The sequence below is a fragment of the Marinobacter sp. MA genome (genome assembly GCF_048298425.1).
GTDB lineage: Bacteria > Pseudomonadota > Gammaproteobacteria > Pseudomonadales > Oleiphilaceae > Marinobacter > Marinobacter salsuginis.
In genome coordinates, this window is sequence record NZ_CP103058.1 from 3091862 (window position 1) to 3107402 (window position 15541).

The 15541-nt window shown below is 57.2% G+C and carries 14 protein-coding genes; 8 read left to right on the forward strand and 6 right to left on the reverse strand.

Annotated features, from left to right (window positions below):
• Positions 1 to 15: 15 nt before the first annotated feature.
• Both NUW46_RS14245 and NUW46_RS14250 read right to left on the reverse strand, forming a co-directional pair.
• Positions 16 to 312, reverse strand: a complete 297-nt coding sequence (locus tag NUW46_RS14245) for a hypothetical protein (protein WP_418140428.1) — start codon at positions 310 to 312, stop codon at positions 16 to 18.
• Between the two features lie 91 nt (positions 313 to 403).
• Positions 404 to 655: a hypothetical protein gene (locus tag NUW46_RS14250; RefSeq protein ID WP_069182964.1), complete on the reverse strand. Its 252-nt coding sequence runs from the start codon at positions 653 to 655 to the stop codon at positions 404 to 406.
• Between the two features lie 183 nt (positions 656 to 838).
• Between NUW46_RS14250 and NUW46_RS14255 the strand changes: the two genes are divergently transcribed.
• On the forward strand, positions 839 to 2107 hold the full coding sequence (locus NUW46_RS14255; protein WP_136631939.1) for an alkane 1-monooxygenase: 1269 nt from the start codon (positions 839 to 841) through the stop codon (positions 2105 to 2107).
• A gap of 236 nt (positions 2108 to 2343) precedes the next feature.
• Here NUW46_RS14255 and NUW46_RS14260 read toward each other — a convergent pair whose 3' ends face one another.
• Positions 2344 to 3123: a crotonase/enoyl-CoA hydratase family protein gene (locus NUW46_RS14260; RefSeq protein WP_418140429.1), complete on the reverse strand. Its 780-nt coding sequence runs from the start codon at positions 3121 to 3123 to the stop codon at positions 2344 to 2346.
• 184 nt (positions 3124 to 3307) lie between these two features.
• Entirely contained in the window at positions 3308 to 5110 is a 1803-nt protein-coding gene (locus NUW46_RS14265) for an acyl-CoA dehydrogenase (protein WP_418140430.1), read from the reverse strand.
• Positions 5111 to 5367: 257 nt separating this feature from the next.
• Between NUW46_RS14265 and NUW46_RS14270 the strand changes: the two genes are divergently transcribed.
• The gene (locus NUW46_RS14270; RefSeq protein ID WP_418140431.1) at positions 5368 to 6363 is read left to right on the forward strand and encodes a GlxA family transcriptional regulator; all 996 of its coding nucleotides are present in this window, start codon (positions 5368 to 5370) and stop codon (positions 6361 to 6363) included.
• Between the two features lie 110 nt (positions 6364 to 6473).
• Positions 6474 to 6638: a hypothetical protein gene (locus tag NUW46_RS14275; protein WP_167352690.1), complete on the forward strand. Its 165-nt coding sequence runs from the start codon at positions 6474 to 6476 to the stop codon at positions 6636 to 6638.
• A 15-nt stretch (positions 6639 to 6653) separates the two neighbouring features.
• On the opposite strand, the gene NUW46_RS14280 is transcribed toward NUW46_RS14275, so the two are convergent.
• On the reverse strand, positions 6654 to 7676 hold the full coding sequence (locus NUW46_RS14280) for a CNNM domain-containing protein (RefSeq protein WP_069182959.1): 1023 nt from the start codon (positions 7674 to 7676) through the stop codon (positions 6654 to 6656).
• Positions 7673 to 9727, reverse strand: a complete 2055-nt coding sequence (locus tag NUW46_RS14285) for an FAD-dependent oxidoreductase (protein ID WP_418140432.1) — start codon at positions 9725 to 9727, stop codon at positions 7673 to 7675. The genes NUW46_RS14280 and NUW46_RS14285 overlap by 4 nt, the downstream gene beginning before the upstream one ends.
• Before the next feature lie 353 nt (positions 9728 to 10080).
• Here NUW46_RS14285 and NUW46_RS14290 point away from each other — a divergent pair, with 353 nt between their 5' ends.
• From NUW46_RS14290 to NUW46_RS14310, 5 genes are read left to right on the forward strand one after another with little or no spacing between them, the layout of a single operon-like run.
• Positions 10081 to 12882: a monovalent cation/H+ antiporter subunit A gene (locus NUW46_RS14290; RefSeq protein WP_418140433.1), complete on the forward strand. Its 2802-nt coding sequence runs from the start codon at positions 10081 to 10083 to the stop codon at positions 12880 to 12882.
• A complete protein-coding gene (locus NUW46_RS14295; RefSeq protein ID WP_209400752.1) occupies positions 12882 to 13247 on the forward strand; it encodes a Na+/H+ antiporter subunit C in 366 nt (121 codons plus the stop codon). Before NUW46_RS14290 ends, NUW46_RS14295 begins: the two co-directional genes overlap by 1 nt.
• Positions 13244 to 14761, forward strand: a complete 1518-nt coding sequence (locus tag NUW46_RS14300) for a monovalent cation/H+ antiporter subunit D (RefSeq protein WP_418140434.1) — start codon at positions 13244 to 13246, stop codon at positions 14759 to 14761. The genes NUW46_RS14295 and NUW46_RS14300 overlap by 4 nt, the downstream gene beginning before the upstream one ends.
• Positions 14761 to 15249: a Na+/H+ antiporter subunit E gene (locus NUW46_RS14305; protein WP_418140435.1), complete on the forward strand. Its 489-nt coding sequence runs from the start codon at positions 14761 to 14763 to the stop codon at positions 15247 to 15249. The genes NUW46_RS14300 and NUW46_RS14305 overlap by 1 nt, the downstream gene beginning before the upstream one ends.
• Positions 15246 to 15515, forward strand: coding sequence for a K+/H+ antiporter subunit F (locus tag NUW46_RS14310; protein ID WP_209400747.1), 270 nt, complete (start codon positions 15246 to 15248; stop codon positions 15513 to 15515). Before NUW46_RS14305 ends, NUW46_RS14310 begins: the two co-directional genes overlap by 4 nt.
• Positions 15516 to 15541: the final 26 nt, after the last annotated feature.

Below are 15541 nucleotides of genomic sequence, written 5' to 3' on the forward strand. Positions count from 1 at the left end.
GGTCAGCTCACTCGGTTATTGCTGAGTGGCTTCTTCGTAGCCTTCCTCAATGGAATCGCCAGCTTCTTCGGCGGCATCAGTCATGGCATCACCAGCTTCCTCTGCGCCTTCCTGCAACTCGCCCATGGCACTTTCATCCTGGCCGGTAGCTTCTTCCAGGGTTTCCTCTGTGGAATCCGCAGCGTCTTCCATCATTTCTCCGGCGTTATCTGCTGCCTGCTCGACATCCACGCCTTCGTTGTCATCCGAGCTGCAGGCAGCCAGGCCAAGTGTCAGCACCATCAAAAGCGCACTCAGTGTGAGCTTGTTCATACCATATCCCTCTGTTGGTAAGTATTTACAACGGAGCACAGGGTACGGCGTGAACTCTGACAAACACAATTACCGGCCGATTACCCTTTCGTTAACCAGCGCTGTCGGAGAGCACCTGGCCATTGATGGTAATCACATGATCAAACGGCAACATGGTTCCCCGCCCGAGCAGAAGAAAATCCTGCCCGGCACGACTGAAAAGATCGCGAATGACATCGTGGACAAGACATACCTGACCGGCACTATCGCGGTAGACCACTTCGGTAAGCCTGCCGGTAGACAGGTATTCGCGAAGCATCCCCTGGACAGAGTATGAAGCAGTGGCAGACGAAGAGTTTGGCATGGCTGATTCTTCCTTGTGATCCAGCTCTTGTTGTCTATGTCAGTCTGGCCCAGAAACGGGGTTTGTGCCAAAGAAAAGCCATTTGTCATTTCGAGCCAAGGTTTGCTCTAAACCTGGACGCCCGTTGCATTGTTCGATTGTCCGACATAAATTGCAGGTACGCGCACCGAACGGGAGAAAACAATGAACGCCAAAACCCCAGACAATCTGCAATCACATCAGGTCTCATCGCCTGTCGAAAAGGAAGCCACTGGCAACTGGAAAGACCCGAAACGCTACATGTGGCTGCTCGGCCCTGCCCTGCCGGGAATCGGATTGGCCGCCCTGACCGGCTATGCCCTGGCTCCGAAGAAGCTGAAAGCCCTTGCCTGGACTGGTCCTGCTCTGGTGCACGGAATCATTCCCGCCCTGGACCGCGCTATTGGTGAGGATCAGAGCAACCCTCCGGAATCGGCGGTGAAGACACTGGAGCAGGACAAGTACTACGACCGGATTGTGAAGGCGTTTATTCCCACCCAGTACGCCATGACCTTTATGGGCGCCTGGCTTGCCAGCCGCAAAAGCACGCCCCTGGACGACAAGATAGGGCTGACGCTGACGGTCGGTGCCATCAATGGCGTGGGCATCAACACGGCCCATGAACTTGGCCACAAATCCAACAAACTGAACAAGCTGTTGGCTATGGCGGCGTTGGCCCCCACCGGCTACACCCACTTTGTTGTCGAACACAACTTCGGTCATCACAAACGGGTGGCAACGCCGGAGGATCCCGCCAGCAGCCGCATGGGCGAGAGTTTCTGGAAATTCCTGCCGCGCACGGTGCTGGGAGGCATCAAATCCTCCATCAAGATCGAGAAGGCGAGACTTGCCCGCAAGGGTAAAACCTTCTGGAGCCTGGACAACGAGCTACTGCAGGGCTGGGCCATGAGCGCTGGCTTCTTTGGCGCGACAACGCTGGTTTGCGGACCAAGAGCAGTGCCTTTCCTGGCGGCCCAGGCGGTGTACGGTGCCAGCCTGCTGGAAAGCGTAAACTACATTGAGCACTACGGCTTGCTGCGCCAGAAGGACAAGAACGGGAAGTACGAGCGGACCCAACCGGAGCACAGCTGGAACAGCAATCATATCGTGACCAACCTGTTCCTGTATCAGTTGCAGCGGCATTCAGACCATCACGCCCACCCCCAGCGCAGCTTCCAGGCCCTGCGGCATTTCGAGAAGGCACCCCAGTTGCCCGGGGGTTATGCTTCAATGCTTCTGCCGGCCTACCTGCCTCAGTGGTGGTATGAAACCATGGATAAGCGGGTAATTGATCACTACGAGGGGGATCTGAGCAAAATCAACTGGGATCCGGATCGGAAAGAGGAACTGATGGCCAAGTATGCGGACTACGCTGCGGAGGTGGCAGCAGAAGCTAAGGCCCGTCGCGAATCTCGGAGTTCCGAGGCAGCCTGAATTCGGGTGTGGGGGGTTGCCATCTTGGGGCCCCAGCCTTCGAGGTCTGGTGCTTGCAGCCAACCGGGGTCTCCCTCCCGGGAGACGCCGTGAACCCATCCATGGGGGCTTGATCGCAGCATCCATGCTGCTCACACTCCCGGAAGGGAGACCCCGGTCGGCTGCCCAGATTTCTGATGAGTTCGCCAGCTTCTTTTAGTTCCCGAGAGCAGGTTTTTCCCGAAGAAATTTAGAATTTACTTGCCTTTAAAAACAGCTTCGCGCCGTTCCAGGAAAGACTGGATTCCCTCTTTGACGTCCTCACTGGCCATCACCGGCTGCAGATCCGGGAACAAACGCTGCTTCGCAGCCTCCTGCCCTTCGCCGACGGCAATTTTTGACGATTTCAGGCTGCCCTGGACACCGAGAGGGGCGGCCTTGGCAATCTTTTCAGCGATTTCCAACGCGACGTTGAACTGTTCGCCAGGTTCCACCAATTCCTGGATCAAACCCCATTGATAGGCCTGATCGGCAGTCCACTCATCGCCGGTCAGCAGGTATCGCTGGGCATTGCCCCAGCCGATTTCCCGCTGCAGACGTATTGTGGCTCCGCCGCAGGCGAAGATGCCTCGTTTTACTTCCAGTTGGGCAAAGCGGGTGCCTTTAGCTGCGACGCGCACGTCCGTGTTTAACATCATCTCAACGCCGCAGGTGAAGCAGATCCCCTGGGCAGCAAAAACGACAGGTTTGCTCAGAGCCTGGCCAGTGATGTGAAACGGATCCAGTTCGCCTTCACCCGGCTCTATGCCTTTGCCGTTGGCAAACACCCCCGCCCAGTCGTCCAGTTGCAGGCCGCTGGTGAAGTGGTCGCCCTCGGCGTGCATCAATCCGACCCGAAGCTCCGGGTCGTTTTCCAACTGGTAATAGGCTGCCGCGATCTGGTGGTACATCTCGCGGTTCATGGCGTTCATTTTTTCAGGGCGATTAAGACCAATCAGGAGTATGTGGTTTTTCTTTTCAACGTTTACCAGAGCCATCGCTCTCACCTTTAATAGATTTCTCTTGTCTGCAGACTGCAGACTGCACCCGGCTCTGGGCGCAAGCGGCCGGGATCGCTTTCAGGGACCGCCTGTGGCCATGGATGGCCACAGCCGAGCGCACAGGGATGTGCTTGTAGCGTGTCCCTGAAAGCGATCCCGGCCGGTTGTGCCTACTCCAAAGTCAGAACCACTCAGATTTCATGTTCAGGCAGGTATCGTCTTGATTGCGCAACAGAACAAGATCCTGAGCCACAGTTGGCAGCTCCCAGTGAAAGAAATACTGGGCCGCCTGTAGTTTGCCCTGGTAGAAGTTGCGCTCGTCATCTGTGTTGGCGGAGCCCAGGGCGTGGGCTGCTGCGTTGGCCTGACGTAGCCACATCCAGGCAACGATAATATGCCCGAACAGGTGCAGGTAGCAGGACGCGTTGGCCAGAGTTTTATCGGGGTCGCCTTCCATCAGTGATTTACCCAGACTCTGGGTAACCTTCACCGCCTGCTGCAGGGTTTCACTCAGGGACAAGGCCCACTGCTGGCACCGATCGGTTGTAGCCGCCTGCAGGTCCACCTGCATTTCCTGCATCAGTAATTGCAGACCATGACTCTGATCCTGCCAGATCTTCCGGCCCAGCAGATCCAGGGCCTGGATGCCGTTGGTGCCCTCATGAATCGGGTTCAGTCGGTTATCGCGCCAGCATTGCTCCACCGGATATTCGCGGGTATAGCCCGCGCCACCGTACACCTGGATGGCCAGATCGTTGGCCTTGGGGCCATACTCAGACGGCCAGGCTTTGATCACCGGGGTGAGCAGGTCCAGCAGCTTGCCGGCTTCCTGGCGTTTCTGTTCGTCCGGATGGGTGTGCTGGTCATCCATCAGCCTGGCGCCATACAGGCACAGGGCAAGACCACCCTCACTGTAGGCTTTCTGGGCAAGCAGCATGCGCCTTACATCAGCGTGATCAATGATCGGCACCTGCGGGCTTTCCGGATTCTTTTCACTGGCCTTGCGGCCTTGCAGGCGATCTTTGGCGTATTCCAGGCTGTGCATGTAACCACGATAACCGATTACGGCAGCACCAAAACCAACACCAACCCGCGCTTCGTTCATCATCTGGAACATGTATTTCAGGCCCTGATGGGGCTCGCCCACGAGATAGCCATGGCACGGTGCATCATCACCGAAACTCAGTGCAGTCGAGGTGGTGCCGCGGTAGCCCAGTTTGTGGATCAAACCGGCCAGGCTTACACCGTTGCGCTCGGTGGGGTTACCTTCGTCATCCACCAGGAACTTGGGCACGATAAACAGGGAGATGCCCTTCACGCCCGCAGGCGCACCTTTGATTTTGGCCAGCACCATGTGAACGATGTTGTCGGTAATGGACTGCTCTCCGCCTGAGATGTAGATCTTGGCACCCTTGATCAGATAGTGCCCTTCGTCGGTGGGCGACGCGGATGTCCGGATATCTGCCAGGGAAGAGCCGGCGTGGGGCTCGGTCAGGGCCATGGTTCCGCTGAACCGGCCACTGAGCATGTTCGGCAGGAAGGTATTTTTCTGCTTCTCGTTGCCAAAAACCCGGATCAGGTTGGCGGCTGCCGTGGTGAGGAACGGGTACCCGGCAGTGCCCGGGTTGGCGGCTGTAAAAAAGCCATTGCAGGCGGCCATGACGGATTCCGGCAACTGCATGCCGCCCAGTTCATAGTCATAGCGTCCAGCAATGAAGCCCGCTTGCGCGTAGGCGTCGAAGGCTTCTTTTACCTGCGGCAGCATCTCGACCTGGCCATTGACGAATTTCGGCTCGTCTTTGTCGGCGGCGCTGTTGTGGGTGGCGAATTTCTCCCGGGCCATTTTGTCGGCGGTTTCGATGACGGCATCGAAGGTGTCGCGGTTGTGTTCGCTGAAGCGCTCGCGGGTGGTGAGCTTTTCGGTATCGAGTACTTCGTAAAGCTGGAACGCCAGGTCGCGGCGGTCGATCAGGGTGTCGGTCATGCTTGGTCTCCTGTTTGTTGTCGACAGCCTCTCACAACTGGTTTTTTCTGGGAACCGGCGTTTATGACATAATTATGGTCAATATTGCCATCGATAATCCTATCGTTATTAAAAACCGCGTTCGGCGGCCGGCCACCAGCGAGGCAGCGCCTCCCGGGACACGCTGTGAATACATCCCTGTAAGCTTGACTGCAGCATCCATGCTGCAGACAGTCCCGTAAGGCGCTGCCTCGCCGATGGCCTACTTTGGAGAATGCATGCGGAGAGTTTCTGTTATCGGTTTTGACGGGGCACTTGCCAGTGCCATCACCGGGATTATTGATCTTTTCCGTCTTGCCGGCGTTACCTGGGCGCGGATCAACGATGAACAGCCAGCACCCCAGTTTACGACTCGACTTTTGACGAAGGACGGAGCGCCTTGCCGCTGCATAAACGGGCTGACCATTCAGCCAGACGGCGCCTGGAATGATCTGCTGCCAGGGGGCGACGACAGTGATCTGGTGGTAATCCCGACAATTGGCGGTCCGATCGATGTTGTGCTGGCAGGGAATTCGGAGCTCATAGAGTGGCTTGGCGCCTTTCGGTCGTCAGACGCCGGGCAGGTCCGGGTGGCCAGTAACTGTACCGGGGCGTTCATGCTGGCAGAGGCGGGGCTGTTGGATGGTCGGCAAGCGACGACACACTGGGGGTTCAGCCATCAGTTTCGGCAGCGTTTCCCGGCGGTGAACCTGCAGCCGGACAAGCTGGTAACGGTGGACGGCGACGTTGCCTGTGCCGGGGGCGGGATGGCCTGGTGGGATCTGGGGATCTATCTGGTGGAAAGGTACGCGGGGGCGCAAGTTGCACGGGAGCTGGCGAAGGCGTTTGTGATTGATGCAGGGCGGACCAGTCAGGCGCCCTACAGTGCACTCCAGGCCCGGCGCTACCATTCCGATGCTGCCATTCTGAAGCTTCAGGACTGGCTGGATAGCAATTACAGTGAACCCGTCACCCTCCACCGAATGGCTTCTTTGGGCGGACTCACCGAGCGTTCCCTGATTCGCCGGTTCAAGGCAGCCACCGGCGATACGCCCACTGGGTACCTGCAGCTTCTACGGATCGAGGTCGCACGTCAGCATCTGGAGAAATCGCGGTTACCGATTGATGAAATCACGCAGTTGGTAGGCTATGAGGACGTGAGCTCGTTCACTCGTCTGTTCCGCAAACATACGGGGCTATCCCCGGGTGCTTACCGGTCCCGCTTTGTCAGGTAATGTTGCCAAACCCCCGACTGGCCCGGGTTATGCATCGGTTTTCAGCGAAGGCCAACATCCGGTCTTGAACGTAAAGAATACCGACAGGTGTCACTTTGGGGAGGCCCGCCATGAACGCACCGATCAGACAAAGCCAGGCAGATATTTTGAGCAAGCTGTACGACATGAAACGAAAGCAGATCGAGCAGGCGATGCAGCAGGGAAACAGCCTTCGGTGTCAGGTACTTGAAGCAGAAGCCGAAGCAATTTCCAATGCGCTGAAAGCCGCCCGTTAAACCTCACATCCCTGTTTATCCGGAGCCATACTTCTTCAGACGACGGCTCCAGCGCTGCTTCGCGTACCGGCGGAGGTTAGAGACATTGTCGGTTTCATCCATGATTTCCGTGCCCAAAAGTGTCTCCAATATGTCCTCCAGCGTCACTATCCCCAACCAGGTCCCCAGTTCGTCATAGACCACGGCCAGGTGTTGCCGTTCTCTCAGCATGTCCGAGAACAGGAATTCAATGTTGGTATTGCCTTTCACGCGCTTGATCTTGCGCATGTGCTCCAGGAGGTCGACGTCGGCATCGAGGTTGATCAGATCGGCCCGGTGCAGGTAGCCAAGTGCCTCCCCGTCTTCGTCTATCACCGGATAACGGGAGAAGGGTGATTTTCTGACCTGGTCGCGGAATTGTTCGTAGGTAACGTCCGGATCGACGTATTTGCAAACCGTCCGCGGTGTCATGACCGAACTGACCTTGATTTCGTGGAAGCGCAGAACGTTGTGAATCATCCGCCGCTCATCTTCATCCAGCGCCTGTTGGTCTTTTCCTATTTCTGCCAGGGCGCTGATCTCGGCGCGGATGTCCGTATCTGCCTCACCCGAGGCAATGCGCCGAGTGACCTGTTTGGACAACCAGATGAACGGCAACAGCGCCTTGATCATGAAGCCCAGAATGGCAGGCAATCGAGGAGCGATGCCCCGCCAATACTTTGCCCCGATGGTTTTGGGAATGATTTCCGAGAAAATCAGGATGGCGAGGGTCATAACGGCCGAGGCGATACCGAGCCAGGCCTCACCAAAGACCACGGTGACCTGGGCGCCGACACCGGTGGCGCCGACGGTGTGGGCAACGGTGTTCAGTGTAAGGATTGCAGACAGGGGGTCGTCCACATCGTCTTTGAGTTTGCGCAACCTGGAAAACAGCTGCGGTTTCTCTTTCTTCAACGAGGCGATGTAGCTCGGCGTCACCGACAGCAACGCCGCTTCGAGAATGGAACACAAGAAGGAGAAGCCAATCGAAAGAACTGCGAAGGCAATAAGTAATGTCATAGTTTGGCTGCGACTTCCGTTCCCTGCCGGATGGCCCGTTTTGCGTCGAGTTCTTCGGCAACGTCTGCGCCGCCGATAAGATGTGCGTTAACCCCAGAGTCCGACAACTGATCGAAAAGTTCCCGGAACGGCTCCTGACCGGCGCAAATTATCACATTATCCACCGGCAGCACCCGGCTTTCCGTCACCTTGCCCTCTTTATCGGTGACTGAAATATGCAGTCCCTGGTCGTCGATGCGCTCATAGCGACACCCACGAAGCATTTCCACTTCGCGATGCTTCAGGCTGTTGCGGTGCACCCAGCCCGAGGTCTTGCCCAGGCCCCCACCGACCTTGCCGGTTTTTCGCTGCATCAGATAAATTTTACGGGGTGACGGGGTCGGTTGTCGTTCCGCCAGGCCACCGGAACCATCAAAATGGGGATTAACGCCCCACTCCGCCTGCCAGTCGGCAACGCTGACCTGCTCGCCTTCGGGATGATGGCTGAAATCATGGGTCAGGAATTCGCTGACATCGAAACCGATGCCGCCGGCGCCGATAACCGCCACATTCTTGCCAACGGGTTTGTTATGGCGAAGTACATCGAGGTAGCCGAGCACCTTGGGATGGTCAATACCCTCAATGGACGGAGTTCTCGGCTTCACGCCGGTGGCGATCACGACATCGTCGAAACCCTGCGCCTTAAGTGACTCGGCATCCACACGAGTGCCGAGCTTGAGGTCAATCTCAAGCAGCTGGATCTGGCGCTCGAAATACCGAAGGGTTTCATAAAATTCTTCCTTGCCCGGGATGCGCTTGGCGTAGTTGAACTGGCCACCAATCTGGTCATCCGCTTCGAACAGCGTCACTTTGTGGCCGCGTTTCGCGGCTGTTGTTGCTGCCGCCAAACCGGCAGGTCCGGCACCTACCACCGCGACCCGGCGCACAACAGGCGCTACCGTCAATACCAGCTCGGTTTCGTGACAGGCTCGGGGGTTCACCAGGCAGGAAGCCCGCTTGGCCTGGAAGGCATGGTCCAGACAGGCCTGGTTACAGGCAATGCAGGTGTTGATTTCATCACTGCGCCCCTGCTCGGCCTTGCGCACAAACTCGCTGTCCGCCAACAGAGGCCGGGCCATGGACACCATATCCGCCTTGCCGGCCGCCAGAATCTCCTCCCCTTTCTCCGGAGTGTTGATTCGGTTGGTGGTGCACACCGGGATATCCACTTCGCCATAGAACTTGGCGGTGACATCGGCGAAGCCGCCACGGGGCACCGAAGTAACAATGGTGGGCACCCGCGCTTCGTGCCAGCCGATGCCGGTGTTGATAATAGTGGCACCTGCCTGCTCGATGGCTTTGCCCAGGGTTACGATCTGATCCCAGGTCTGTCCGCCCTCAACGAGGTCCAGCATTGACAACCGATAGATAATGATGAAGTCGGGCCCCACGGCTTCGCGCATCCGGCGAACAATTTCCACGGGCAGGCGCATACGGTTCTCATACGGCCCGCCCCACTTGTCTGTCCGCTTGTTTGTCCGTTCGCACAAAAACTGGTTAATGAAATAGCCCTCGGAGCCCATCACCTCAACGCCATCATAACCGGCAAACTTGGCAAGTTTCGCGGCACCGACAAAGTCGTTGATCTGCCGCTCAACGCCCTTCGTGGATAGAGCGCGTGCCTTGAATGGGCTGATCGGCGCTTTGGTGGCCGACGCAGAAACAATAAGTGGCTGGTAACCGTAGCGTCCCGCGTGCAGGATTTGCATGCAGATCTTTCCGCCCGCCTCATGAACCGCGCCGGTCACATGGCGATGCAGCAAGGCCGTGGCACGGTTGTTCATGGTTGAAGCAAGCGGAGCCAACTGCCCGACCAGATTGGGCGAAAAGCCGCCCGTTACCATGAGCCCGACGCCACCTTCAGCTCGCTCAGCGAAATAGCGGGCAAGCTTGTGAATGTTCCAGAACCGGTCTTCAAGGCCCGTATGCATGGACCCCATCAGCACCCGGTTCTTCAGTTCGGTGAAGCCGAGGTCCAGCGGTTTCAGAAGGTTGGGATAGCTATCGGTCATGGGACTCTCTCATAAAATATTTATCGGGAGTATACACTTGATCAATGGCAAGTTGACTTGACCTTCCAGACGGGCCACGTATCATCGGCAATCAAGTTTGACTGACGGAGCAACCATGACCGCAAGGTCCTTCGGCTGCACAAGAGTTACCCGCCCACCTGTTACCGCTGACATCGCGCGGCACCGGGGACGTCTACCGTACTTCCCGGATCCGCCTGGTCTCTGCTGATCCACGCCACCTCCTATGCCGTACTGGCAACGTTGCCCGATGTGCAGGGTGGCCGGCCTGAGACTAGACTCAGGCAAACATGCCTTCAATACTCACGTAAAAGAAAACCAATAACGAGGTTGCGATGTCGCTACCGCTGGTTGTTTTACTGCCTTTTCTGGGTGCCATAGCCGCACCCCTGTTCGCCCAGGGCGGCAGAACGGCGATAGCCGTTGCATCTTCAGTACCCGCGCTGATCGCTCTTGCAGCCCTGTTCCCTCACTGGGAAACCCTCGCCGATGGCGGCGTGGTTCTGCACAGCTACGAATGGCTCCCTGCCCTGGGCCTTTCATTCAGTTTCCGACTGGATGGACTGTCGCTGCTGTTCGCCCTGCTGATCCTGATTATCGGGCTGCTGATCATTCTTTACGCCCGCTATTACCTGAAGGCTCACGAGAACGTCGGCAAGTTCTACGCCCTGCTGCTCTGCTTCAAAGGCTCGATGTTGGGCATTGTGCTCTCCAGCAACCTGTTGCTGATGATGATCTTCTGGGAACTGACCAGCCTGACCTCGTTCCTGTTGATCAGCTTCTGGACACACAAGCAGGACGCCCGTCGCGGCGCCCGGATGGCCCTAGCAGTCACCGGTGGCGGCGGCCTCGCGTTATTAGCCGGCATACTGATCATTGGCAACATTGTCGGCAGCTTCGAGCTCGATGAGGTGCTGGCAGCCGGTGACCTGATCAAGGCCCATGCCATGTACCCGGTCGCCCTGACCCTGATTCTGCTGGGAGCGTTCACCAAATCAGCCCAGTTCCCGTTCCATTTCTGGCTACCCCACGCCATGCAGGCGCCTACCCCGGTATCGGCCTACCTGCACTCGGCCACGATGGTAAAAGCCGGCATCTTCCTGATGGCCCGGCTCTATCCGGCGCTGGCAGGCACCGAGCAATGGTTCTATATGGTCAGCTTTACCGGTATGGCTACCCTGCTCATTGGCGCCTATGTCGCCATGTTTAAGCATGACCTTAAAGGCCTTCTGGCCCATTCAACGGTCAGCCACCTGGGCTTGATCACGCTACTGTTCGGTATGGGTACGCAGCTGGCTGCAGTGGCAGCAGTTTTTCATGTGATTAACCACGCTACTTTTAAAGCTTCCCTGTTTATGGCCGCCGGTATCATCGATCATGAAACCGGTACCCGGGACATGCGGCGCATCAACGGCCTGTGGCGCTACATGCCACACACCGCCACCCTGGCCATGGTCGCGGCGTCATCCATGGCCGGTGTTCCGCTGCTGAACGGCTTCCTGAGCAAAGAAATGTTCTTTGCCGAATCCCTGGAACTGAACCTCCCGGGACTCATAGCCTGGTTACCCCCGATTGTTGCGACCCTGGCCGGGATTTTCGCAGTGGCGTATTCGGCGCGTTTTGTCCACGATGTGTTCTTCAATGGCAAACCAGTGGATCTTCCGATCTACCCTCCTCATGAACCACCGCGCTATATGAAATTCCCGGTGGAGATCCTGGTGTTTGCGTGCATCATGGTAGGCGTGTTCCCGGCGGTGTCTGTCGGTCCGCTACTCTATATTGCCGCCTCGGCCACGCTTGGCGGTGATGTGCCGGATTACACCCTTTCTGTCTACCATGGATTCAACCTTCCGTTGCTCATGAGTTTCGTCGCCTTCTTTGGTGGCCTGCTCATGTACAGTCAGCGTCAGCGTTTCTTCGACTTCCACGCCCGATTCAAGGAAATTGACGAAAAGGCTGTTTTCGAAGCGGTTGTTCTACGGATTGTCGATCTGGCCAACAGGCTCACTGCGCGAGTCGAGAACGGCTCGCTCCAGCGATACGCCATGTTGCTTCTGCTGAGTGCCATAGTGGTCGCAGCCATGCCGATTCTTGAACTTGGGATTTTTGTTGGCGAGAGCGGTTTGAGCCCGATCGATTTCCCAACCGCAATCGCGGCCGGCCTGCTCATCCTCTTCGCCCTGGCAACAGCCGTCCTTCATCGCCAGAGATTCTATGCGCTGGTACTGCTGAGCGTAGTTGGCCTGTTTGTGGCATTGGCCTTCGCACGATTCTCGGCACCAGACCTGGCCATGACACAGCTGTCTGTCGAAGTTGTGACCATTGTTCTTCTCATGCTGGCCATCTTCTATATGCCTTCCTGGACGCCCATCGAAACGCCGTTAAAGCGGAGAGTAAGGGACATCGCCATTGCGGCAGTAGCCGGCATTGGTATGACACTGGTGACGCTGGCCATGCTGACCCAACCGTTCAGCTCAATCTCTGATTTCTTCCTGGAGAACAGCAAAACCGGCGGTGGGGGCACCAATGTGGTGAACGTGATTCTGGTGGACTTCCGGGGCTTCGATACCCTCGGCGAAATCACCGTCCTCGCGATTGCGGCCCTGGGCATTTACGCGATGCTCAAAAACACCGCTCTGACGCCTCCGCCCAGCGATGGAGAGGGCCATGCCTGGACCCGGGATGCCCACCCGCTGATGCTGCAGTTGATCGCACGGCCCATGTTGCCGTTGGCACTGATGGTATCGGCATTTATTTTCCTGCGAGGCCATAACCTGCCAGGCGGCGGTTTCATAGCCGGTCTGGTCACCTCTGTGGCACTGATCCTTCAATACATCGCCGCTGGCATGAACTGGACTCAGGATCGAATCTCCTTCCGCTATCACAATGTCATCGGATTGGGGCTGCTGTTTGCAACCGTGGCCGGCGCAGGTAGCTTTGCCTTCGGGTATCCATTCCTGACCTCCACGTTCGACTACATAACCTGGCCCGTGGTCGGCAAGTTTGAGGTCGCGTCAGCCCTGGTATTCGATCTGGGAGTCTACCTCACGGTTATCGGCGCTACTCTGCTTGCACTGGTCAGTATCGGCCGGCTGTCTCCCCACTCCGCCATCAAGAGTAAAGAGGAGGGTGCGTAATGGAGCTTGTTTTCGCACTGGTGATCGGCGCCCTGACAGCGTCCGGCGTTTATCTGATTCTCCGGGCTCGCACTTTTCCCGTAGTGGTCGGCCTGACAATGCTGTCCTACGGCGTGAATCTTTTTCTCTTCTCCAGCGGACGCCTTACAACGGGGCAGCAGCCGGTCCTCGGTACCGCTGCGAGTTACTCCGATCCGTTGCCGCAGGCACTGGTACTGACGGCTATCGTGATTGGCTTTGCCATGACTGCGTTCGTGGTCGTGCTGTCTCTGCGTAACCTGGCAGACAACGAGGACGACCATGTGGACGGCAAACAACCTTACAAATCGCCTGCACCGGAAGAAGAGGAGGTAACCGGTAAATGAACCACTGGCTTACCGCTCCTGTTCTAATTCCTCTTTTAGGCGGCATTCTTCAGGCTTTCATGGGCTATGCGCCCATTAGTCTTCGCCGTACGCTGGCATTGGCGACTACCGTTCTGATGCTGGTGTCGGCCATTGTGCTCCTGGTACTGGCAGACGATGGCAGTTACCGCATCTATGCCTTTGGCAATTGGCAGCCACCGTTCGGGATCGTTCTGGTACTCGACCGCCTGGCCGCGTTGATGTTGATCATGACAGCCGTGCTGGCTCTGTTCTGTCACATCTACTCGATCGGGGGTGCCGACGAGGGCAATCGCCAGTTCCACGCTCTCTTCCTGTTCCAACTGATGGGACTGAACATCGCCTTCCTGACCGGCGACCTTTTCAATCTGTTCGTTGCTTTCGAGGTTCTCCTGATCGCTTCCTACGGCTTGCTGATGCATGGCGGCGGCACGGTAAGGACCGTTCCGGGCCTGCACTACGTCGTTCTTAACCTGATTGGCTCCGCTGTGTTCCTGATTAGTGTCGGAATGATTTATAGCATCACCGGCACCCTCAACATGGCAGATCTTGCGGTCAAGATTCCACAGGTCACCGGCGAGGGTCAGAGCATCATCAAAGCTGGCGGCATGATGTTACTGGTGGTTTTCGGGCTCAAGGCCGCAATCCTCCCCCTGTGTTTCTGGTTACCCCGCGCCTATTCCAAAGCGACTGCGCCGGTTGCCGCCCTGTTCGCGGTAATGACAAAGGTTGGCATTTACGCCATTTTGCGGGTGTACCTGCTGATCTTTGGCGAAGACGCAGGCGAGTTCGCCAATCTGGGCATGGACTGGCTGTTCCCGATCGCCCTGGTCACCCTAGCCATGGGGGTTATCGGCGCGCTGGGGTCCGGAAGCCTGAAAACATTGGTTGCCTGGCAGGTCATTATTTCGGTGGGTACGTTACTGGCGCCGATTTCGCTCGGCTCAGAAGCTGGCCTGTCGGCTGCCCTGTTCTATTTGTTGAGTACCACCTGGACGGTCGGTGGTCTGTTTCTGGTATCGGAGCTGGTGGCAAGCCAAAGGGGCAGCGCTCAGGATCGCATAGTTACCGCCCCCAAAATGCGGAACCGCACTTTCCTGAGCGTGCTGTTTCTGGTCGGGGCCGTTGCCGCCGCCGGTCTGCCACCACTGAGCGGATTTTTTGGCAAGGTACTCATCCTGCAATCCGTTCAGTCGGGAACTGAAATGGCATGGCTCTGGTCAGTACTGCTGATCGGCAGCTTCCTGACCGTTATTGCCTACAGCCGTGCTGGAAGCATTGTTTTCTGGCGTACAGTGGAGGGGCACCTGGAAAAACCTGATCCACTCAACGGCAGAATATCGGTTGCAGCTGGCGCTCTGACAGCCCTGGCGGTCGTCATCGTTGTGCTTGCCGGGCCGATTACTCGTTACACTGATGCCACGGCAGAGCAACTGCACAACAAAGATGCCTATATCGAGATTCTGCAAACCAAAATGGTCAGGGAGGACAGCTAATGCTTGATCGCCTCAGTTTTCCCCAGCCCTGGCTGAGCCTGACCCTTTTCATTACCTGGCAGTTTCTGAGTGACGGAGTAAGCGGTGGTAGTGTGGTACTGGGCCTGATCCTGGCGTGGGCGATACCCCAGATGACCCAGGGCTTTTGGCCGGACCCGCCCGCTTTCATAAAGGCCTGGAAAGTGCCTGCCTATCTGATGCGGGTCGTCTGGGACATTCTTGTTGCCAGTGTCGAGGTGGCGAGGCTCATTCTGAGCCCCCGACCGGCACGCCCCGCATTCGTCTGTTACCCCCTGGAGTTGGAGCACCCTTTGGCCATCACTATTCTGGCCAGCACCATCTCGTTGACGCCCGGCACGGTGAGCGCAGATGTCAGCGATGACAGGAAGCTGCTGTTGATTCATGCCCTGGACGCGGAAGACGATCAGGAGGTCATCGACACAATCCGGGCCCGTTATGAAAAGCCTCTTCTGGAGATGTTCCAATGATGGTTACCGCTCTCTACATTACCATCGCCATGGTCACGCTGGCGGTACTGTTAAACGTTTACCGTCTAATTAAAGGCCCGGATGCTCCAGACAGAGTTCTGGCGCTGGATACCCTTTATATCAACGCCATTGCCCTGATTATTCTGCTGGGCATCGCACTGGGAACGCGCATGTACCTTGAGTCAGCCCTTCTTATTGCCGTTATGGGATTTGTCGGGACGGTCGCGATGGCCAAATACCTGAAACGGGGCAGCGTCATTGAATAAATTCGCTCCAGATACAACCATGCTTT